Raw genomic sequence first — 20,724 nt, forward strand, 5'->3', positions numbered from 1 at the left:
TCCAAACCGTCCGAGAAACACTATGACCCACACTCGCGAGATCGCTTTCATCGACCCCGCCGTAACGGATTTCGAGACACTGGTTGCCGGTCTCCGCCCCGATGTCGAGCCAGTCGTGCTTTCGCGCGACGAACCGGCGTTGGCTCAGATGGCGAGAATGCTGGAGGGGCGGGCCAATCTCGACGCGATTCACGTGATCGCCCATGGCCGGCCCGGTGAACTGAGTTTTGCGGCAGGTGCGGTGTCGTATGAGACGATCAAGGACGATGCTGCCGAGCTTCCCGCCTTCGGCGCCGCTCTTGGAACGGAAAAGGCCCTGTTGGTCTGGGCCTGCGAGACCGGCGCCGAGGAACGGGGTGCTGCCTTCGTTGACACTCTTGCAGCTAGGGCAGGCGTTCGCATCCTGGCTGCAAGCGGTATCGTCGGCTCGGAACGTTGCGGTGGAACCTGGTCATTGGATCGCGGCGTCGGCGCCGGTCGTCCGCCGCTGTCGGCGGAAGGAATGATCGCCTATGCCGGGATCATGGCAACGTTCACGGGTACCAGCGGCACCGACAGAGCGAACGCGACGACAGGGACGCTCACCGGTTTCACCGGCGGCACGGTCGCTCAGCTTCAGGACGCCAGTGGCGACACGTTCAATGGCGGCGGCGGCGCAGACGAAATCGTTGCCGGTAGCGGCGACGACACGATCAACCTGGGCGCCGGCCAGTTCGTTGCCGGCGAGTCGATCGAAGGTGGTGCCAACAGCGCCAGCGGCACCCGCGACCAGATCGTCCTGACGGCCGGCGGCACGACCAACCTTTCGGTTGGCACGGTTTCCGGCATCGAAACGCTGACGGGAAATACGAGCAGCGATACCGTCACGATGACCGCGACGCAATGGGCCGGATTTGCCACGATCGATCTCGGCAGCGGCTTGCTGACGACAGACGTGCTGAACGTCCTTGCCAGCGGAAACATCTCGGCGCTCACCATGCCGACTGTCAGCAATGTCGAGACCGGTAACCTCACCGGTACGTCCGGCACTGACACGGTGACGCTCAGCGGCACCCAGTTGAACGCGATCCTCATCGGCTCCGGCACGGTCAATCTCGGCTCTGGAACCGGCGATACGATCAACCTGACCTCGACATCGAGCGACCTCAATACGCTTGGCGCGACGGATGGATCGATTCAGGGCGTCGAAGCGGTCTCGGCTTCAGGCGCCGCAACCGGCGTCACGATCGCGCTGGGCGGCCAGAGCGAAGCGATCGCGATTACCGGCAGCGCTCAGGCCGACACGCTCACCGGCGGGTCGGGGGGCAACACCATCGTCGGCGGCGGCGGAGCCGACACGATAAGTGGCGGAGCAGGCAATGATACGATCACCTATGACGGCTCGGACGTGTCGATCGCCGGCGGGACAAACACCGATACCCTGGTGGTCACCGGAGCGGTAACCATCAGCCTCGCGTCGGCGGACCAGAGTTCCGGCGACACGGCAAATACGACCGGCTTTGAGAATGTGAATGCGAGCGGATCAAGCGCGGCCGTCAGCCTCACCGGCGACGGCAATGCCAACACACTCACCGGTGGAGCCGGAGCCGATACGATCGTCGGCGGTGCCGGCGCCGACACGCTGAACGGCGGCGCAGGCAATGATACGATCACTTATGACGGCTCGGACGTGTCGATCGCCGGAGGGGCAAACACTGACACCCTGGTGGTCACCGGAGCGGTAACCATCAATCTCGCGTCGGCGGACCAGAGTTCCGGCGACACCGCAAACACGACCGGTTTTGAGAATGTGACTGCGAGCGGAGCGAGCGCAGCCGTCAACCTCACTGGCGACGGCAATGCCAACACACTCACCGGCGGAGCCGGGGCCGATACGATCGTCGGCGGTGCCGGCGCTGACACGCTCGACGGTGGCGCAGGCAATGACACGGTCACCTATGACGGCTCGGATGTGTCGATCGCCGGCGGGGCAAACACCGACACCCTGGTCGTCACCGGAGCGGCAACCATCAATCTCGCGTCTGCGGACCAGAGTTCCGGCGATACCGCAAACACGACCGGCTTTGAAAACGTGAACGCGAGCGCCTCAAGCGCGGCCGTCAGCCTCACCGGCGACGGCAATGCCAACATCTTCACGGGCGGCGGCGGCGCCGACACGATCATTGGCGGCGCCGGCGTCGATACGCTCGCCGGCGGAGCCGGCAACGATCTGGTAACCTATGACGCTTCGGACGTGTCCATTGGCGGCGGGGCCGATATCGATACGCTGCTGGTCAACGGTGCAGCGACGATCAACCTGTCGTCTGCGGACCAGAGTTCCGGCGATACGGCCAATACGACCGGCTTTGAGAACGTGAATGCGAGCGGATCGAGCGCGGCGGTCAGCCTGACGGGCGCCAGTGGCGCCAATGTGCTCACGGGAGGGTCCGCAAACGACACGCTTAACGGCGGCGGCGGCAATGATACGATCGATGGCGGGGCCGGAACAGGCGACACCGTGATCTTCAGCGGCGCGCGGGCGAACTATACGATCTCGCTTTCGGGGGTCACTTACACGATTGCCGACACCCGCAGCGGCTCTCCAGACGGTGCAGACACAGTCACCGGTGTCGAGAATTTCCAGTTCTCCGACGGAACGCGCACCGCAAGCCAGCTCAACCCGACCGCCCAGAACAAGATCGTCCTGGAAAACCTGAAGCAGGGCAACCCGATCAGCGAATGGGGCATCGACGGCTCCGGCAGCGGCAACATCCAGGGCTTTGCCACCGAGATCAGCACCAATATCGGTCAGACGGTCAGTTTCAAGATCGCGACCGACTCCGCCAACTACCGGATCGAGATCTACCGGCTCGGCTATTACGGTGGCGACGGCGCCCGTAAGGTGGCGACCGTTGACGTCAACCTCGCATCCGCACAGGTTCAGCCGCATCCAATCGTCGACATGTCGCGCGGCCTGATCGACGCGGGCAACTGGGCAGTCTCGGCGAGTTGGGCTATTCCCTCCGATGCCGTCTCCGGCGTCTACATCGCCAAGCTCGTCCGTGAGGACGGCACGGTGGGTGCCAGCCACATTCCCTTCATTGTCCGGGATGACAATGCGGCCAGCGATATCGTCTTCCAGACGTCCGATACCACCTGGCAGGCCTACAATGAATGGGGTGGGGCGAGCCTCTATTTCGGCGACGTGCCGGTCGATCCCGCCAATCTGATCGGCTATCTGCCGCCCAATTGCGGCTGCGGGGTAAACTCGATCGGCCGTGCCACCGCGGTGAGCTACAATCGTCCGTTCGTCACCAACACGAGCGTGAAGGGCGGGACGCACGACTTCATCTTCGGGGCGGAGCATTCGGCGATCCGCTGGCTCGAGCAGAACGGCTATGACGTCTCCTACATCTCCGGCGTCGATGCGACGCGAAGCGGAAGCCTGTTGCTCAATCACGAGGCTTATCTTTCGGTCGGTCATGACGAGTACTGGTCGGCCGAGCAGCGTACCAACGTCGAAGCGGCGCGCGACGCGGGCGTCGACCTCGCCTTCTGGAGCGGCAACGAAGTCTACTGGAAGGTTCGCTGGGAAACCAGCATCGACGGCAACGGCACGCCTTATCGCACCATGGTCTGCTACAAGGAAACCTGGGGCGGGACACCCGATCCAACCTCGACGGGTACCGGTACCTGGCGAGACCCGCGATTTGCCGATCCCGGTCAGGAGCCCGAAAACTCGCTGACCGGCACGATGTTCACGGTCGACAGCTACCGGCTCGACACGATCACCATCCCTTACGATTATTCCAACCTGCGGTTCTGGCGCAATACCGACGTTGCTGAGCTGCAACCGGGCCAGACCTTCTCTCTCGTCCAGAACCTGCTCGGATACGAGTGGGACTCCGACGTCGAGAACGGCTACCGGCCCGCCGGGCTGATCAACATGTCGCTGTCGACTGTTTCGGTTAACACCTATCTGCGCGACTACGGCACTTCGATCGGCTCCGCCGATGTCACGCACAGCCTGACCATGTATCGGGCGGAAAGCGGCGCGCTCGTCTTCGGAGCGGGTACCGTCTTCTGGTCCTGGGGTCTTGATTCGAACCATGAGGGCGCGGCCACGCCAACCGATCCGAATGTCCAGCAGGCGATGGTCAACATGTTCGCCGACATGGGCATTCAGCCCGGAACGCTCGACGCAAGCCTGATCCTGGCGACGCAATCGACCGACACCGTCAAGCCGACCTCGACCATCACTTCTCCGAGCGTGGGCGCGAGCTTCCTCGAAGGGCAGAAGGTCACGGTCACCGGCACTGCACAGGATACCGGCGGCGGCATCGTCGCGGGCGTCGAGGTGTCGCTTGACGGCGGCCAGAGCTGGTGGAAGGCAACCGGCCGCGAAAGCTGGAGCTACAGCTGGGTCGTGCAGGCGTCCGGAACCTACACCATCATGTCGCGCGCGGTGGACGACAGCCTCAACCTGGGCAATCCTTCGCCGAGCACCCAGGTCACGGTCAACCTGCCTTCGACATCGAGCCTCTGGACCCTTGCCAGCAAACCGCAGGTGGAAACCAATCTCGATCGCGACGGCGTGGAACTCGGCGTCCGCTTCCAGGCGTCGACGGATGGCGTCATCAACGGCATTCGGTTCTACAAGGGTTTCTACAATGTCGGCCAGCATGTCGTCAGCCTGTGGACGTCCACCGGTACGCGGATAGCCACCGGCACGTCCTCCGGCGAATCCATAACGGGCTGGCAGACGGTGACGTTCTCGAATCCCGTGCGCATCACTCCCGGAACGACCTATGTGGCGTCCTACCATACCGGTGGATACTATTCGTCGAGCGATACCTATTTCTCGTCAAGCTACACGAACGGCCTGCTCAATGTTCAACCCGGTGGCGGTGTCTATGCGTATAGTGCCGACAACAACGGCGCATTTCCGGGTAACAGCTCCAATGCAAATTACTGGGTCGACGTCGTTTTCACGCCAGATCCCAACCAGGGACCGACGGCGGTCGCCGATTCGGGGTTCTCGGTCGGCAAGGACGGAATGCTTCCGATCTCCTTCACCGCCCTTTTGGCGAACGACACGGATCCGAACAACGATCCGATGACCGTCAGTGCTGTCGGCAATGCCACCAATGGAACCGTGACGCTCGACACCCAGACTGGCAATGTCATCTTCACGCCGAATACCGGCTACAGCGGGCCGGCAAGCTTCACCTACACGGCGTCGGATCAGCGCGGTGGTACGTCGAGCGCCACCGTGACCCTGACGGTCGAACAGGATCCGGCCGGCGTCTCGCTGTTCCAGTGGACCGAGGGGCCGACAGGGGCGGCGGTCGTCGATACCGCACCGCTGGAGCTTGGAATGAAGTTCACCGCTTCGGTGGTGGGGACGATCACGGGCATACGCTTCTACAAGCCGGCGAATGCGACCGGAGCGCACACAGGCTCGCTGTGGTCGTCGACGGGCACGCTGCTCGCCACCGTCAACTTCACCAACGAGTCTACCAGCGGCTGGCAGACCGCCACCTTCTCGAATCCGGTTGCGATCACGGCGGGGACGACCTATGTCGCCTCCTACCACACCACCGGCGTCTATGCGGCCACCGCGAACTATTTCAACAGCGCGAAGGTCAATGGATCGCTGACGGCTCCCTCATCTTCGGCAAGCGGCGGAAACGGGGTCTATACCTATTCGTCTGGCACCGCATTTCCGACGAGCAGCTTCCAGGCCGCCAACTATTGGGTCGACGTCGTCTACAAGCGCTCGACTGTCAACACCGTGCCGATCGCCAGCAACGACAACGGTTTTACGGTCTCCAACAGCAACTCGCTTTCCATCGCCGCAGCGACACTGCTTGCAAACGACAATGATGCCGACAGCGATCCTTTGACGATCACTGGTGTGGGCGGTGCCACAAACGGCACGGTGGCGTTCAACAGTCAGGCCAACACGGTGACGTTCACGCCGACGTCGGGCTATATCGGGCCAGCAAGCTTTTCCTACAGCATCGCGGACGGCCGGGGTGGCACGGCGTCTGCCGTCGTAAGCCTAACGGTCGGCCAATCGGAGACGACGCTGAACTTATTCTCTCCATCCAACGCACCGAGCCTGACTTCCGTCAACGATCCCGAAGCGGTGGAACTGGGCGTGAAATTCGTCGCCTCGTCTGCCGGCTTGATAACCGGGCTGCGCTACTACAAGAGCGCCCAGGATACCGGCACACATACCGGCTCGTTGTGGACCAGCGGCGGCAATCTGCTTGCGTCTGCAACATTTGCCAACGAGAGTGCCAGCGGCTGGCAGACCGTGACCTTCACCCAGCCGGTGTCGATTTCCGCAGGCACGACTTACGTTGCCAGCTATCATTCCAATGGCTTCTATGGGGTGACGCCGAATTTCTTCGCCACCAGCTACACGAACGGCCCGCTGTCGGCGCCGTCCAGCGCGGCAAGCGGCGGCAACGGCGTCCATGCCTATGGCGCGGGCGGGCTTTTCCCGTCTGCGTCCTACAACGCGACGAACTACTGGGTGGATGTGCTCTACGAACAGGCGACGGGAAACCTCAGCCCTGTCGCACTGGACGATTCCGGGTTCTCTACTCAAACCGATACCGTGTTCACGGTTCAGGCGAGCACACTGCTTGCCAATGACAGTGACCCGAATGGCGATCCGATGGCCATTACCGGTGTCGGAAACGCGGTGAACGGCACCGTTGCCTTCAACAGCCAGTCGAACGCCGTCACCTTCACGCCGACGAGCGGCTATACCGGCTCTGCCAGCTTTACCTACTCGGTCTCCGACGGACAGGGCGGAACCGACACGGGCCTCGTCTCGCTCAATGTCGTTCCGCAGGACCAGCAGAACCTGTTCTCGTCAAGCGCCACGCCGACGACGGTGACTGAAAACGACTCCGCCGATGTCAATCTCGGCATGAAGTTCCAGGCGGATGTCGCAGGCTGGATTACCGGGTTCCGCTTCTACAAGGGCCCAAGCAACACGGGCCCGCATACCGGATATCTCTGGACGTCGACGGGCACGCTGCTCGCGAGCGCTTCCTTTACGAACGAAAGCTCGAGCGGCTGGCAATCGGTCAGTCTCGCCCAGCAGGTGGCGATCCAGGCAAACACGACCTATGTCGTCTCCTACAGCACCAATGGGTTCTATTCGGCGACCGGCAACTTCTTCGGTTCAGAGGTCTCGAACGGCAATCTGCACGCGCTGTCATCGGCGCTCAGCGGCGGCAACGGTGTCTATGCCTACGGCTCGGCCGGGCTGTTCCCGACGAACAGCTACAATAGCAGCAACTACTATGTCGACGTGGCGTTCAGACCGCAGTTGGCGGCGTAGGTGCGTTTCCGAAGAATAGGCCTGACGGTCGCGTGATTGATGGAGGAACCGATGAGCAGCGAACTGTACGTCGACGGCATCGGTGAAATCACCATCACCAACTCGATCGTTAGGATCGATATGATGAGCCTTTCGGCCACCGAAAAGGACGGGAAAAACAATCCGAAACCGGTTTTCCGCCAGCGGATCATCATGCCGATCGATGCCTTCGCCAATGGCGTCGAGTTGATGCAGCAGGCATTGAACGGCCTGGTCGAAGCCGGTGCGGTTCATCGGTTTTCCGACGTCCAGAAAGTGCCGCGGCTTGTCCCCACCAACGGTGTAGCCGGATCCTAGCCGCGACCGTACCGATCAGCATCGTTGCGTCACGGGCAAAAGCAATTTTTCCGACGCGCCGCCGTGGGGAAATTGCCGCCGGTCGCCGCCTCTGACACATCGACGACCTTTCCAACGCGGACCAAGCCTGCGGGCCGGGGGAATTGCTAGGGAGCGACCGCAATGGCGTTCGCAAACAGATCCGCGTGCGACTGGAAGAACCGGTCGGTTCCGAACCGCTTGCCGAACATCATGTCGTGCTGCAGGAAGCGGTAATCGCGGATAAGGGACGGCGTGGTCTTCTGCCGCGACCATGCGGCGGTGTCCTTGCCGGCGTCATCGATGAGCATATAGCGATCGATGACGTGATACTGGTCAAAGACGTTGCCGAGGAAACCCGTGTAATAGGGATGCTCGAAGCCGCCCTGCTTGAGGATATGATAGGACAGGAAGGCCGGGCTGATCGTGCCGATATCCTTGACCGGGCCGGTCTTGTTCGACCAGACGACCAGCGGTGTTTCGTGCTGGTTCTTCATCTGCTCGAGCGAGCCCTTGCGCGAGGCCGTGACGTCGTTCATGTAGCCGGTGTTCGGGTAGACCGTGTTGAGCGGCGGCAGATGGTCGCCGAAGAGCACGATGATCGTCTCGCGGTCGCGCTTCTTCGCCCATTTCATCAGCATCTTCAGGCTGTCGTCGGCTTCCTTGATACCCTGCGCATAGGTCGCCAGGACCTGCCTGTCGGCCTCCGGAAGGTTTCCTTCGACCTTGATGGTGTTCTTTGCGTAGCGGTTCGCTTCATAGGGGCCATGGCCCTGCAGCGTGACGGTGAAGAAGAAGAACGGATCGCGCAGCTGATCGGCTTCGCGGATGATCTCCTTGGTCAACGATTCATCCGAGGCGAAGATGCCGCGCTTCTGCATCACCGGCATGTTCTCTTCGGACTTGAACTGCTCGAAGCCGAAGGCCTTGTAGACAGCGCTGCGGTTCCAGAACCATTTCTGGAACGGATGAACGGCGCGCGCAACATACCCTTCGCCACGGAAGAAGGTGGCGAGCGACGGGATCGGGTTGCGGATGTACTGCTGGTAGGGAATGCTGCCATAGGGCAGGAAGGCATTCGAAAAGCCGGTCAGTGCTTCGAATTCCACGTTGGCGGTCATGCCGCCGAACTCCGGCGAGAACACGTTGCCGGACTGCATCCTGCGAATGGTCGGCATCGGATCGGGCGACAGCTTGACGTTCGGCAGGCGCGTCGGATCCCAAAAGGACTCGCTCATCAGCACGATCACATCCGGCTTGCCGCGATGCGTCGTTCCGGCCGGCACCGGCTTCGTCGGGATCTTGTCGATGGCATCGGACATATAGCCTGCAGGTGCCGTGACGTTGGCCATCGGCAGGTTGAGGGCGAAAGCCATGACGAAGCCGTTGTGGCGATAGTTTTCCGTCTGGTCCCACATGATCGGGATGACCTTCAGCCGGTCACGGATCCACGAGAAATTGTTGTAGTCCATGATGTGGTAGAAGGACGCGAGCAGCGGCAGGGCCACTGCCAGCCGGGTCAGCCGCTGGCGGCGCGTCATCACCGGAAAACGCCGCCAGGCAAAATGGGAAAGCCAGATCAGGCCAATGATCGAGACGACGAGACCGACGACGATGCCGACCGCGGTCCAGGGGCGGTCACGCACCAGAACGGGCATCAGTTCCATGATCTGTCGGCCGAACAAAAAGTCTGTCGGATAGAGTGGGTCGGAGAGGAAAATCTGTTTCTGGCGGCTGACGAGCGCCGGGATCAGCGCCAGCGGCGCAATCAGGATGACGCTATAATTTTCCCGTCCGAACGCCGCATCGACTGCAAGAAAGAGGAAAAAGAAAATGCCGGCCGTCGTCCAGGCCGGGCGCATCGGATCAAGGAAGTACGATAGCGCCTCGGACGCCGAATCGCGGGTGATCCATTCGATCGCGAAGATCAGTGCCATGGACAGAAGCAGAGATAGGGAAAGGCGGCCCGCGATCGATAGCGTCCTGTTGTAGCGGGCGCCGAAAGCGATTTGCGGGCCGTAGACCTCGGTGGCGGTGGCAGCGCGCACTGCCGATTCGAAACTGGCCAAGGCCTTCTCCAATTTTCATAAAACTGTCGTCTCAATGTCATACAGGCGTCATGTTGAACGGAGGATGAATGAGTGTGTTCAGGCTTGCCGGCGCAATTTTTAGGGGGTTCCAGGGCGCGAAAACTGCGTGCCGACGCACCATGTGGTTGTGTCAACGGGCTGAAATCAACGCGGACGCTTTTTTTCCATTTTCGCAACAGGCACGGGTTTTTTTGGCGCGGAATGCGTTAGATATCTCTCCGCGGTGTTGCTGCATCCGCGATAGGAAAATTCAGTACGGGCCTGTTTCATGACCGCGCAAAAGACCATTTCGACCACGTTCCGCATCGCCGTTGCCCAGCTCAACCCGGCTGTCGGCGATGTCGTCGGCAATTTAGCGAAGGCACGCGAGGCGCGCGCCGACGCCGCCCGCAGCGGGGCCGACCTGCTTCTCCTGACGGAACTCTTCATCTCGGGCTATCCGCCGGAGGATCTGGTGCTGAAGCCCGCCTTTCTCAAGGCGTGCCAGAAGGCCGTCGATGCGCTTGCTGCCGACACGGCGGATGGCGGGCCGGGCGTCATCGTCGGTTTTCCGCGCCAGGGCGAAACGGGGCGCCACAACTCTGTCGCCGTTCTCGACGGCGGGCAGGTTCTGGTCGTTCGCGACAAGGTCGATCTGCCGAATTACGGCGAATTCGACGAAAAGCGGGTCTTTACCGAAGGCGCGATGCCGGGACCGGTCAATTTCCGCGGGGTGCGGCTCGGCATTCCGATCTGCGAGGAAATCTGGAACGACATGGGGATCTGCGAAACGCTGGCGGAAAGCGGCGCCGAAATGCTGCTCGTGCCCAACGGTTCGCCCTATTATCGCGGCAAGATCGACGTGCGCCACCAGATCGTGCTTCGCCAGGTGATTGAGACCGGCCTGCCGATGATCTTCGCCAATCAGCTCGGAGGCCAGGACGAACTGGTCTTCGATGGCGCGAGCTTCGCCTTCAACGCCGATCGGCAGCTCGCTTTCCAGATGAGCCAGTTCGAAGAGGGCATATTCGTCTCCGAATGGAGCCGGACCAGTGAAGGCTGGGTTTGCTCGCAAGGAATGATGTCGCGTCTACCGCAGCAGGAGGAGGCGGACTACCGCGCCTGCATGCTCGGCTTCCGTGACTACGTCAACAAGAACGGGTTCAAGAACGTCGTGCTGGGCCTCTCGGGCGGTATCGACTCGGCGATCTGTGCGGCACTTGCCGTCGATGCGCTCGGCGAGGAGCGGGTGCGCACCGTGATGCTGCCCTACCGCTATACGTCCTCGGATTCGTTCAAGGATGCGGAGGAATGCGCCAAGGCGCTCGGCTGCCGCTATGACGTCGTGCCGATAGAGGAACCGGTGCAGGGCTTCCTGGGCGCGCTTTCGGAAATGTTCGAGGGTACGGAGCAGGGCGTCACCGAGGAAAACCTGCAAAGCCGCACCCGCGGAACCATCCTGATGGCACTGTCCAACAAGTTTGGTTCGATGGTGGTGACGACCGGCAACAAGTCGGAAATGTCGGTCGGCTATGCGACCCTTTACGGTGACATGAACGGGGGCTTCAATCCGATCAAGGACCTCTACAAGATGCAGGTCTACAGCCTGGCGCGCTGGCGCAATACGACGGTGCCGCCCGGTGCGCTCGGTCCCTCCGGCGAAGTGATCCCGAAGAATATCATCGATAAGGCGCCGTCGGCAGAACTGCGTCCGAACCAGACCGACCAGGATTCACTGCCGCCCTATCCGGTGCTTGACGACATTCTCGAATGCCTCGTCGAAAAGGAGATGAGCACCGAGGAGATCGTCGCCCGCGGCCATGACGAGGCGACCGTGCACAGGATCGAGCATCTGCTCTATATCGCCGAATACAAGCGCCGCCAGTCGGCGCCGGGCGTGAAGATCACCAAGAAGAATTTCGGCCGCGACCGCCGCTACCCGATCACCAACCGGTTCCGCGACCGCTAAACGAGGAACCGCAGGAGGCGACATGCGCAGTTCGGTCGAAATCTATACGCTTGAGACCGGCGAAAGCCGGGTCGTCTGGCAGACGGAACAACTGGTCGAGGCGCCGAACTGGTCGCCCGACGGACAGTCGCTCGTCATCAATGGCGACGGGCTGCTCTACCGGCTGCCGCTTGAGGGTGGCGAGCCGGCGTTGATCGACACCGGCTTTGCCCGCACCTGCAACAACGACCACGGCATCTCGCCCGACGGCAAGACGATCGTCATCAGCGACAAGACCGAGTACGGCGCCTCCACCATCTATACGCTTCCGGCGACGGGCGGTCAGCCGAGACAGATAACGCAGAACAGGCCGTCCTATTGGCACGGCTGGTCGCCGGATGGAAAGACGCTTGCCTATTGCGGTATCCGCGACCAGGTGTTCGATATCTACACGATCCCGGTGACCGGCGGCGACGAAACGCGACTGACCTTTGGCGAGGGCCGCAACGACGGCCCCGACTACAGCCATGACGGGGAGTGGATCTACTTCAACTCCAGCCGGACCGGGCGCATGCAGATCTGGCGTGTTCGCCCGGACGGTTCGGATGTCACGCGCATCACCGACAGTGAATTCGGCGACTGGTTTCCGCATCCGTCGCCCGACGGAAAGCACCTGCTTGTGCTGTCCTATGACGGCGACGTCTTCGACCATCCGCGCGACCTCGACGTGCGGATGCGGTTGATGGATCCGGGCGGCGGAAATGCCCGCCTCCTGTTCGAGCTGTTCGGCGGGCAGGGCACCATCAACGTGCCCAACTGGTCGCCCGACGGCAAGGCGTTCGCCTTCGTGCGGTATCAGCCAGCATGATCGTATTTAGTAAGTAATAAGATACCTCTTTCTAGGGTTGCGTTGAGGCTTGCGCGCAATCAATCCGGCCCCTATTGTTTTGTTTCTTGCTAAAACAAGGGGCAGGAATGGCCATTCATCACCGAGTTGCCGTGCTGATCGATGCAGAAAATGTACCGGGCGATATGGCCGAGCCTGTTCTGCGTGAAGCTCGCGCCTATGGGGCGACGGTTGCGCGGCGCGCTTACGGCGATTTTGCCCAAGGGCGAGGCACAGGCTGGCTTGTCGCGGCGGCGGCCCATGCGGTCGACACCATCCAGGTTTCAAGCCCCAACAAGGCCAAGAATTTCAGCGACATGCGCATGACGATCGACGCGGTGGAACTGATGCTTGCCAACAGGGTTGATGTTTTCTGTCTCGTGTCCTCGGATGGTGATTTCACGCCGCTTGCCATCCATCTGCGTGGAGCCGGCAAGCTTGTAGTGGGCATCGGCGCGAAGCCGGCATCCGCATCGTTTCGTCAAAGCTGCGATGCCTTCCACATTGTCAGCCAGCCGGCGACCCCTCCGGTGGTGGTTGCCACGACCTCGAAGCCTCCAGCAAAACCGGGGGATCAGCCGGCTAATCAAAAGATGTCGCTGCCGCTTTTGAGCAAGGCCTTCAAGAGACTGGGTGCTGGCGAAGGCGACGGATGGGTTTCGCTTTCCACCTTGGGAGTGGCGTTGCGCGAGATCGAGCCAAACTTCACAGTGAAGTCCTATGGCTCAGCCAGCTTGAAAAAGCTTCTTCTTCAGGAACCGTCACTCGAATGGGAACAGCGGCCAAACAAGGTCGTCGTCCGCGTGAGGGCCGGGATCGCAGTCATTTCCGCATGACGCAGGCGTGCCTTGCATAAGGCGGCATTGGCCGCGAACGGGTGCCGCCGGCTGATCAAGCGGGCTCGTCCCGCCAGTGGCAGCAATCGCGTCCAGGGGCCCTAACGCACCCATGCAGGTATGTTGTAGGGGGTGATGACCTCAACCGCCGAGAGTTGTGATCCTGCCGAACTAGCAAGGGCTCCGCGGCGGCTCATGATCGCGCGGAAGGCGGTGCGCACGTCGGCTTTCAGATCGTGGTGGAGAATGAAGTGGATTTGTCCGCTCCGCAGCAGATCCAGATTGTCCGCATCGAGATCATGCGCCACGAAAACGGTGCAGGGCTTGGCCGCCGCCGCAAAAGCGCCAAGCACTGCGCGGTTGCCGCCGCCGATCGAATAGACCGCGTTGATGCCCGGGTTGCCGGACAACGCCCCTGCCGCAAGGGCGCCGGTCGCTTCGTCGCGCCCGAGACCTTCGCTGACCTCCACGACGCCGATCGACGGGTAGCGGTCGCGCAAGGTTCGGCGGAAACCGATCTCGCGTTCCTCTTCGCCACGGAACCGACTGCTTGAAAGCGTCACCAGGACGACCGCCGGGTGCCCCGCGAGCCGCTCGCCGAGCAGGTAGGCAGCCGTCTCTCCCGCGGCCCTGTTGTCGGCTCCGGCATAGGCGATGCGCGGCGCGTTCGGCAGGTCGGTCACCAGTGTCACGACAGGAATGCCGGATTGCTGGAGCCGGGCGACGGCGGCGCTGATATCGGCAACGTCAGGCGCCTTCAGCACGATGCCATCGCTACCGCGCAGGCGAATACGGTCGAGCAGCTGAACGATCTCGTGCGGCCGCATGGATTCGGCAAAATGAAAACGCGAGCGAAAAATCGTCGGCAGGAAAGTCAGGGCCTCGCTTTCGAAGGCGTCCCGGACCGTGCTGGTGAAACGCTGCGGTGCCTCCATGACGATATCGATGCCGAACTTCCGCCCCTGAACCTCCATGCCGACCTGCTGCTTCTCCAGTTCGCGGATGGCGGCGCGCACGCGCAGTTCGGTCTGCTTGCGCACGCCTTCGCGACCGTTCAGGACGCGATCGACGGTCGCGGTGCTCAGACCCGCCTGGAAGGCAATGTCCTTGACCAGAAACTCGTGCGCCATTCGGTCCCGTTCTGATGGTTTTTTGATGGGTTTCTGCTCTATATCAGATTTTTCCACCCCGTATAGTCAGGCCATCGAACGGCATCCGGCGGAGGAAAAGGATGAAAACCGACAATGTATCGAAGCAGCGGGCGGATCGGGTCTGGCTGACGAAGGCCGCCTGCGACCTGGAGGATTTCCGACGCGAGGTGGAGCGGACGACGCAGCTTAGCGACTATCCGCATGCGGCCAGCGTCGAGAAAAACGTGCTGATCTATGATGGTGCCAGTGTTCTGAAGACGGCGGCCACGGGTGAGGGACGCCGCGCGGTGCTGGCAGAGATCTGTGAGGCCTTCGCGACGGGCCCGGGCGTCTTCATCCTGAAGCGGGCTTTCGAGGATACGGCGATCATCGACACGGCGAGCGGCATTTTCGACGAGATCATCGACGAGCAGCACCGCACAGGCGCGGGCGGCGGCGATCACTTCGCCAAGCCGGGCGCCAATGACCGCATCTGGAATTCGCTGGAAAAGCACTGCCTGAAGGATGCGGAGAATTTCGCGGCCTATTATGGCAATGCGCTGATTGCGCTCGTCAGCGAAGCCTGGCTCGGACCGAGCTATCAGATGACCGCGCAGGTCAATCGGGTCAATCCGGGCGGGCAGGCACAATCGGCCCATCGCGATTATCATCTCGGCTTCCAGACGTCGGCCGTGATCGAGCAGTTTCCAGCGCATGTGCATCGGTTGTCCCCTGTGCTGACGCTGCAGGGGGCGGTTGCGCATTGCGACATGCCGCTGGAAAGCGGGCCAACGCTGTTCCTGCCCTTCAGCCAGACCTATATTCCCGGCTATCTCGCGCTGAAACGACAGGAATTTCGCGACTATTTCGACAGGCATTGCGTGCAACTGCCGCTCTCGAAAGGGGATCTGGTGTACTTCAACCCGGCGCTCTTCCACGCCGCCGGCACCAACCGGTCGGCCGATATCAAGCGCGTCGCCAACCTGCTGCAGGTCTCCTCGGCCTTTGGCCGGGCGATGGAGACGGTCAACCGCGAGCGGATGAGCGCAAGGCTTTATCCGGCGCTGAAAGTCATGCTCGCGGATGGACGGCTGTCGGGCGCGCAAGCGGCCAATGCGATTGCGTCCTGCGCCGAGGGGTACTCCTTTCCCACCAATCTCGACCGCGATCCGCCATTGGGCGGTCTGGCACCCAAGACACAGGCGCAGTTGATGCATGAAGCGCTGGCCGGCGGCTGGGAGGCGGCGGCCTTCACGGAGGCACTTGCAGCGCAAGCGAGGAAGAAACTGAGCTGACGCCGGCGCACCCGGCAGGTCAAACTTCCGTCCGGTTTCAGGAGGGAAGTTTTCGCGTCATTGATATATCTAAAAACGGAGGAAACGGAATGAGCAAGGATTATGGCCGGCTCGACGGCAAGATCGCTATCGTCACCGGTGGCACGCAGGGGCTCGGGGCGACGATTGCGACGCTGTTTGCCGAACGGGGTGCCGCGGGCATCGTCATCTGCGGGCGCAATGCCAGGAAAGGCGAGGCCAAGACGGCCGAGATCGGCAAGGCGACCGGCGCGAAAGTAATCTACGTCCAGGCGGATCTCGGCGAAGTGGAGGATGCACGCAAGGTCGTCGCGGCCTGTGACGCCGAGTTCGGCCGTGTCGATGCACTGGTGAATGCGGCTGCGATTACCGATCGCGGCACGATCCTCGATACAAGCCCGGAACTGTTCGACCGCATGTTCGCCGTCAACGTGCGTGCGCCGTTCTTCCTGATGCAGGAGACGATCAAGATCATGCGGCGGGAACATATCGAGGGTACCATCGTCAATATCGGCTCGATGTCGGCCAAGGCCGGCCAGCCGTTCATCTCGGCCTATTGCGCCTCCAAGGGGGCGCTGGAAACGCTGACCAAGAACACCGCCTATGCGGTGCTGCGCAACCGCATCCGCGTCAATGGGCTCAACATCGGCTGGATGGCGACGGAAGGCGAGGATCGCATCCAGCGCGAGTTTCATGGGGCGGCCAGCGACTGGCTGGAAAAGGCGGCGGCGAGCCAGCCCTTCGGCCGTCTGGTCGATCCAGCAGAGGTGGCGCGGGCCTGTGCCTATCTGTCGTCGGCGGAATCCGGCCTGATGACCGGCTCGGTCATCTGCTTCGATCAGTCGATCTGGGGCGCTTACGACGGCTCGCCGCATCCGGGTGCCGCCCTGTAAGGCGAACGGGCGGGCCGCTTGCATTCGGCGGCCCGCTATGCCTTTATCACGGCAGTTCAGGTGCCCGTGAAAACGGGAGAATCGGGAATCCGGCGAAAATCCGGGACGTGCCCAACGCTGTGACGGGGACCGTCTTGCTACATTGAATTTCTGAATTTTTTCAGAAATATGCCACTGAATCCTCGTGTGATTTGGGAAGGCGGCAAGACGGGTTGATCCGCAGTCAGAAGACCGGCCTGACGAGATAGACCAGCCCCGCGCGGACGGCGGGAGGTTTCGCATTGTTGGGGAGCAAACGATGCAAACGGAACCGCAAGACCGCCTTGTGAGGGCGGAGGCATTTTCACCGGACGAGCGCGCCGCCGTCTATCGCGTCATCGAAACCCGCCGCGACGTGCGCGATCAGTTCCTTCCGACACCGCTGCCGGACGATGTGATCGCGCGGCTGCTTGCCGCCGCCCACAGCGCGCCATCCGTCGGTTTCATGCAGCCATGGAACTTCATTGTCGTGCGCGATGAAGACAGGCGCCGGAAGGTGTTCGAAGCTTTCCAGCGGGCCAATGAGGAGGCGGCACTGATGTTCGAGGGCGCCGCACGCGACACCTACCGCTCGCTCAAGCTCGAGGGCATCCGCAAGGCGCCGGTGAGCCTCTGCATCACCTGTGACCCGACCCGCGCCGGCAAGGTCGTTCTCGGCCGGACGCACAATCCGCGCATGGATGCGTTTTCGACGGTTTGCGCGGTGCAGAACCTCTGGCTTGCCGCGCGGGCGGAAGGTGTGGGGGTCGGCTGGGTCAGCATTTTCCATGAACAGGACGTCAAGGCGGTGCTCGGCATACCCGATCATATCGAGATCATTGCCTGGCTTTGCCTTGGCTATGTCGATCAGCTCTACGCGGAACCCGAGCTGGCGATCAAGGGCTGGCGGCAGCGTCTGCCGCTCGACGAACTGGTCTTTGCCGATGCCTGGGGCATCAAACAGGGCGCTTGATCAGTTGGTCTGCTGCGGCTGGTATCCGGGGCCGGTCGGATGCTTGAGGTCGATCGACGACTCCTGAGCCGGCAGGAAGCGCGGTCCGACAACGCGTACCTTGGTGTTCTGCGGATCATAGGGACGGTCAGCAATCGTCGTCTTTGCCTGCGCCTTGTCAGCCTTGCGGGTCCGGGCTTCAACAACGCCGCTGCCATCTGTCGGCGTGCTCTGGTTCGTCGCGGTCTGCCGGGCGGGTGCACAGCCGCACTGGCCGGGTTTGCCGAAGTCCCGTGTCTTATAGGCGAAAGCCGTCGGCAGCACGCTGTAAGGCTCGCCCGTCGACGCCGAGACCATCTGATCCGTCTCTTCGGTCTCAAGCGCATGGTAGTAGAGCGCCGTTTCCGCACCCGGGCATCGGCGCTGGCAAGCCTCGGCATCACGCTGGAAATCGGCGGGCGTGGCGCTCGACGAGATCGGGAAGAATGCGCCGTCGCAGGTGCGAACGCACAATGTCCGCAGGCTGCCGCCATAGCCATCGCCCGGGTCGGTAATACCGGAGAAATCGGCACCGTCGCGCAAGGCCGGGTCGCTGTCGCCGATCGGCGGCAGGTCTCTGAGAATGTTGCGGTGGATTTCGGGTTCTTCCGCCGCCGCTCTCAGGATCTCTTCCTGTTCCTCGGCGCAGCGATTGACGTCGAGGGCATCCATGATCCGGCGGCGGCTGATGTCGATGTCACCGCCGGCGGCGATATGGCGGCGGGCCTTCAGCGTTTCGAGATCCATCTCCATCCGAGCGATCAACGAGTCCAGACTTGCACAGGCCTCGTCGTTCGGGCCACCGACGATAATCACGCTGCCGGAACTGCATCCGAGACGTCGCCGGTCGCTACGCGCCTTGCGCAGTTCGAGATTCTGCCGCGAAATGGCCGCGGCATAGTCGCGCAGATTGGCATTGGAGGCGACGACCTTCGGCAGGTTCGACAGCCGAGCGTTCAGCCGTTCGCACACCGTCGAGGCGTCGGCCGTGGACGCCATGACCAAAAGAAGCGGAGCGATGAGCGCCGCGAAGCGAACCGATCGGAAAATCACTGTTTTCTCTCGTCTGAGCGAAGTGGCAATCCAGCGGGCGCGGCTGCCCGCGCTCCTAGCCATGTGCCTATCATACCGCCATTCGAAAGAGGCGCAACGCAGTCTGCTCGCCAGCGTTAACGCCAGCCGGGGAAAGTCCGCCGATGTGGCCGGAGAGCCGCGGTTGCGGCGCTCCGGGGGCCGACGTCAGGCCGCGCGAGCGTATTCGAGCGACATCGGCCTTTCGAGAACCGATCCACCAATTTCGGCGACGGCTTTCATCGTCTCCAGCAGTTCGGTCGTTACCTCCCAGGCGACCGCGACGGCATGGACCGAGCCGATGCGCTGCGGTTCGCCGATGCGCTCTCCCGGGCAACCCATGCGGCGAAACATCCGCTCCAGGAAAACGTCCGTTACGGTGACGATATGGCTGAGGCCGGAGGACAGTCCGAGTTCTCCGACACCGCACATCAGCTCCGCCGCGGCGATCGTTACCTGGTTGGAGCCGCGATCCTGCGAGATCGTTGGATCGATGCAGAATCGGCTGGATTCCCAGATGGCGCCGCTGCGAATCTCGGGATTGTCGCCGAGCAGGATCGGGAACGTGTCGTCGAGCATGTTTGGCCCCAGTGTCGGGAGCAGCCTCAGGGCGCCGCGCAGCATTCCTGTTTCATCCGAATAGGACAGGACGTAAAGCGGGTTGGCGTCGTCGTAGTGGTCGATCTCCCAGTCGCCGCGTACCGACACATCCCATTTCAGCAGATCGTGGAAAACGCGCTTGCGCAGCCTGAACATGGCGTCGATGTCCTGGGGAAACTGTTTGCGGCTGTTGCGGTTAAAGATCCTGATCATTTTTTTGCTCCTGTAATCGCCAATGCGAGGGGCAAATGCTGTCAGTGATCGGCGGCCGGCAAAACTGTCGGTAGTGACAGGTTTATAATGCACGTCGTTATATGGTGAAATCCAGTGCGTCCTTTGGGACGCACTGAGGTGGCGATTCCGGCTTGGGAAGGGATTGGGAGCGGCCTGGCGACGCTGCTCGGTCGAGTCAGAATGTCGGTATAAGATCGCGCCTGACGGCCTGGGCTACAGCCTGCGTGTTGGAGACGACGTTCAGCTTGCGGCGGGCATTGGTCATGAAAAAGCGGACGGTGCGTTCGGAGATGCCGAGGATGGTACCGATTTCCCAGTAGCTTTTGCCAGCCGCTGCCCAGCCGAGCACTTCCGTCTCCCGATGTGTCAGTGTCTTGTCGCCGTGCTCGGAGAGGTGGATCTGGTCGTCGTTTTCCAGAAGGGAAGCATGAAAAAGATTGGCGAGCAGCTGGAAATCACGCAAATGGCAGCGCCGGTAGGCCGGCCACTCTTCTGCGGGGACATCGGCGTGGATGGCTAAAAAGGCGAGGCGGCGCGTCGGTGTCGCGAGCGGCAGGGTCACGCCGTCGGTCCCAGCCCCGAGCCGCTTCAGCGCGGAAAAGAGCGGTTCGCTTTCGGGGTGAAGCTTGCGGACGGATGCCCAGTCCACCGGCCTGACGCCACCCATGATCGAGCGAAGGACCGGATCGATCCGCAGAAATCCTTCATCGAGATAGGTTCTGACCGCGCTGACGTTGAACGTGTGGTGGAGCCTGTGTACGACGAAGCCCGATGTTAATATATCAACATCGGCGTAAAGTAGATTTGCAATACTGAACGTGCTGCGCATCAGGGCGAAAAACCGTTTTGCTTCAACGAGTTTCTCGTTTTCCATAATGTCCAGCAGGTCAAAGAACGCCTGTTGGTCAGTCATGTTGCAAATACCCTGTTATTTAAAGGGATTTTACCATGATAACTGTTTCTACTCTTTGTCTAGTGCAATCTTTGGTTAATGAGAGGTTTCCATATTTTTCAATTTAAAGTTGTGCTTTTGGGCAGA

The 20,724-nt window shown here is 61.7% G+C and carries 12 protein-coding genes, 2 pseudogenes and 1 riboswitch; of the genes and pseudogenes, 9 read left to right on the forward strand and 5 right to left on the reverse strand.

The window, feature by feature from the left end; all coding sequences use genetic code 11:
- Positions 1-22: 22 nt before the first annotated feature.
- The 3 genes and pseudogenes from A3AY_RS41650 to A3AY_RS0105225 form a co-directional block, all read left to right on the forward strand.
- Positions 23-2,473 (forward strand): annotated as a pseudogene (locus A3AY_RS41650) (DUF4347 domain-containing protein); the annotation flags it as partial.
- 52 nt (positions 2,474-2,525) lie between these two features.
- Positions 2,526-7,342: pseudogene (locus A3AY_RS37380) on the forward strand (DUF4082 domain-containing protein).
- A 51-nt stretch (positions 7,343-7,393) separates the two neighbouring features.
- Positions 7,394-7,678, forward strand: a complete 285-nt coding sequence (locus A3AY_RS0105225; protein ID WP_018324635.1) for a hypothetical protein — start codon at positions 7,394-7,396, stop codon at positions 7,676-7,678.
- A 146-nt stretch (positions 7,679-7,824) separates the two neighbouring features.
- Here A3AY_RS0105225 and A3AY_RS0105230 read toward each other — a convergent pair whose 3' ends face one another.
- A complete protein-coding gene (locus tag A3AY_RS0105230; protein WP_018324636.1) occupies positions 7,825-9,765 on the reverse strand; it encodes an LTA synthase family protein in 1,941 nt (646 codons plus the stop codon).
- Between the two features lie 289 nt (positions 9,766-10,054).
- Between A3AY_RS0105230 and A3AY_RS0105235 the strand changes: the two genes are divergently transcribed.
- The 3 genes from A3AY_RS0105235 (at position 10,055) to A3AY_RS36980 (ending at position 13,435) form a co-directional block, all read left to right on the forward strand.
- Positions 10,055-11,734, forward strand: coding sequence for an NAD+ synthase (locus A3AY_RS0105235; RefSeq protein ID WP_018324637.1), 1,680 nt, complete (start codon positions 10,055-10,057; stop codon positions 11,732-11,734).
- Positions 11,735-11,756: 22 nt separating this feature from the next.
- On the forward strand, positions 11,757-12,581 hold the full coding sequence (locus A3AY_RS0105240; RefSeq protein WP_018324638.1) for a TolB family protein: 825 nt from the start codon (positions 11,757-11,759) through the stop codon (positions 12,579-12,581).
- A 107-nt stretch (positions 12,582-12,688) separates the two neighbouring features.
- Positions 12,689-13,435, forward strand: a complete 747-nt coding sequence (locus A3AY_RS36980; protein ID WP_018324639.1) for an NYN domain-containing protein — start codon at positions 12,689-12,691, stop codon at positions 13,433-13,435.
- A 101-nt stretch (positions 13,436-13,536) separates the two neighbouring features.
- On the opposite strand, the gene A3AY_RS0105250 is transcribed toward A3AY_RS36980, so the two are convergent.
- Positions 13,537-14,565 (reverse strand): LacI family DNA-binding transcriptional regulator, encoded by a 1,029-nt coding sequence (locus A3AY_RS0105250; protein WP_018324640.1) that lies wholly within the window; start codon positions 14,563-14,565, stop codon positions 13,537-13,539.
- Between the two features lie 101 nt (positions 14,566-14,666).
- Between A3AY_RS0105250 and A3AY_RS0105255 the strand changes: the two genes are divergently transcribed.
- From A3AY_RS0105255 to bluB, 3 genes are all read left to right on the forward strand, one after another.
- Complete coding sequence (locus tag A3AY_RS0105255) at positions 14,667-15,860, forward strand: phytanoyl-CoA dioxygenase family protein (protein ID WP_018324641.1); 1,194 nt, start codon at positions 14,667-14,669, stop codon at positions 15,858-15,860.
- 89 nt (positions 15,861-15,949) lie between these two features.
- Positions 15,950-16,771, forward strand: coding sequence for an SDR family oxidoreductase (locus A3AY_RS0105260; RefSeq protein WP_018324642.1), 822 nt, complete (start codon positions 15,950-15,952; stop codon positions 16,769-16,771).
- 41 nt (positions 16,772-16,812) lie between these two features.
- A riboswitch (cobalamin riboswitch) is annotated at positions 16,813-17,025 on the forward strand.
- 44 nt (positions 17,026-17,069) lie between these two features.
- Complete coding sequence (gene bluB, locus A3AY_RS0105265) at positions 17,070-17,762, forward strand: 5,6-dimethylbenzimidazole synthase (RefSeq protein ID WP_018324643.1); 693 nt, start codon at positions 17,070-17,072, stop codon at positions 17,760-17,762.
- On the opposite strand, the gene A3AY_RS0105270 is transcribed toward bluB, so the two are convergent.
- The 3 genes from A3AY_RS0105270 to A3AY_RS0105280 form a co-directional block, all read right to left on the reverse strand.
- Complete coding sequence (locus A3AY_RS0105270; protein WP_210312485.1) at positions 17,763-18,779, reverse strand: DUF2865 domain-containing protein; 1,017 nt, start codon at positions 18,777-18,779, stop codon at positions 17,763-17,765. It abuts the gene before it with no gap.
- 240 nt (positions 18,780-19,019) lie between these two features.
- On the reverse strand, positions 19,020-19,664 hold the full coding sequence (locus tag A3AY_RS0105275; protein ID WP_018324645.1) for an acyl-homoserine-lactone synthase: 645 nt from the start codon (positions 19,662-19,664) through the stop codon (positions 19,020-19,022).
- A 196-nt stretch (positions 19,665-19,860) separates the two neighbouring features.
- The gene (locus A3AY_RS0105280; protein ID WP_018324646.1) at positions 19,861-20,598 is read right to left on the reverse strand and encodes a LuxR C-terminal-related transcriptional regulator; all 738 of its coding nucleotides are present in this window, start codon (positions 20,596-20,598) and stop codon (positions 19,861-19,863) included.
- Between the last annotated feature and the right edge of the window lie 126 nt (positions 20,599-20,724).

The sequence above is a fragment of the Rhizobium giardinii bv. giardinii H152 genome (assembly GCF_000379605.1).
GTDB classification, from domain to species: domain Bacteria; phylum Pseudomonadota; class Alphaproteobacteria; order Rhizobiales; family Rhizobiaceae; genus Pararhizobium; species Pararhizobium giardinii.

Coding starts and splice junctions, on each gene's coding strand:
- A3AY_RS0105235 (WP_018324637.1), top strand. CDS start 10,055: ATGACCGCGCAAAAGACCATTTCGACCACGTTCCGCATCGCCGTTGCC.
- A3AY_RS0105275 (WP_018324645.1), bottom strand. CDS start 19,664: ATGATCAGGATCTTTAACCGCAACAGCCGCAAACAGTTTCCCCAGGAC.
- A3AY_RS0105225 (WP_018324635.1), top strand. CDS start 7,394: ATGAGCAGCGAACTGTACGTCGACGGCATCGGTGAAATCACCATCACC.
- bluB (WP_018324643.1), top strand. CDS start 17,070: ATGCAAACGGAACCGCAAGACCGCCTTGTGAGGGCGGAGGCATTTTCA.
- A3AY_RS0105240 (WP_018324638.1), top strand. CDS start 11,757: ATGCGCAGTTCGGTCGAAATCTATACGCTTGAGACCGGCGAAAGCCGG.
- A3AY_RS0105260 (WP_018324642.1), top strand. CDS start 15,950: ATGAGCAAGGATTATGGCCGGCTCGACGGCAAGATCGCTATCGTCACC.
- A3AY_RS0105255 (WP_018324641.1), top strand. CDS start 14,667: ATGAAAACCGACAATGTATCGAAGCAGCGGGCGGATCGGGTCTGGCTG.
- A3AY_RS0105270 (WP_210312485.1), bottom strand. CDS start 18,779: ATGGCGTCCACGGCCGACGCCTCGACGGTGTGCGAACGGCTGAACGCT.
- A3AY_RS36980 (WP_018324639.1), top strand. CDS start 12,689: ATGGCCATTCATCACCGAGTTGCCGTGCTGATCGATGCAGAAAATGTA.
- A3AY_RS0105280 (WP_018324646.1), bottom strand. CDS start 20,598: ATGACTGACCAACAGGCGTTCTTTGACCTGCTGGACATTATGGAAAAC.
- A3AY_RS0105250 (WP_018324640.1), bottom strand. CDS start 14,565: ATGGCGCACGAGTTTCTGGTCAAGGACATTGCCTTCCAGGCGGGTCTG.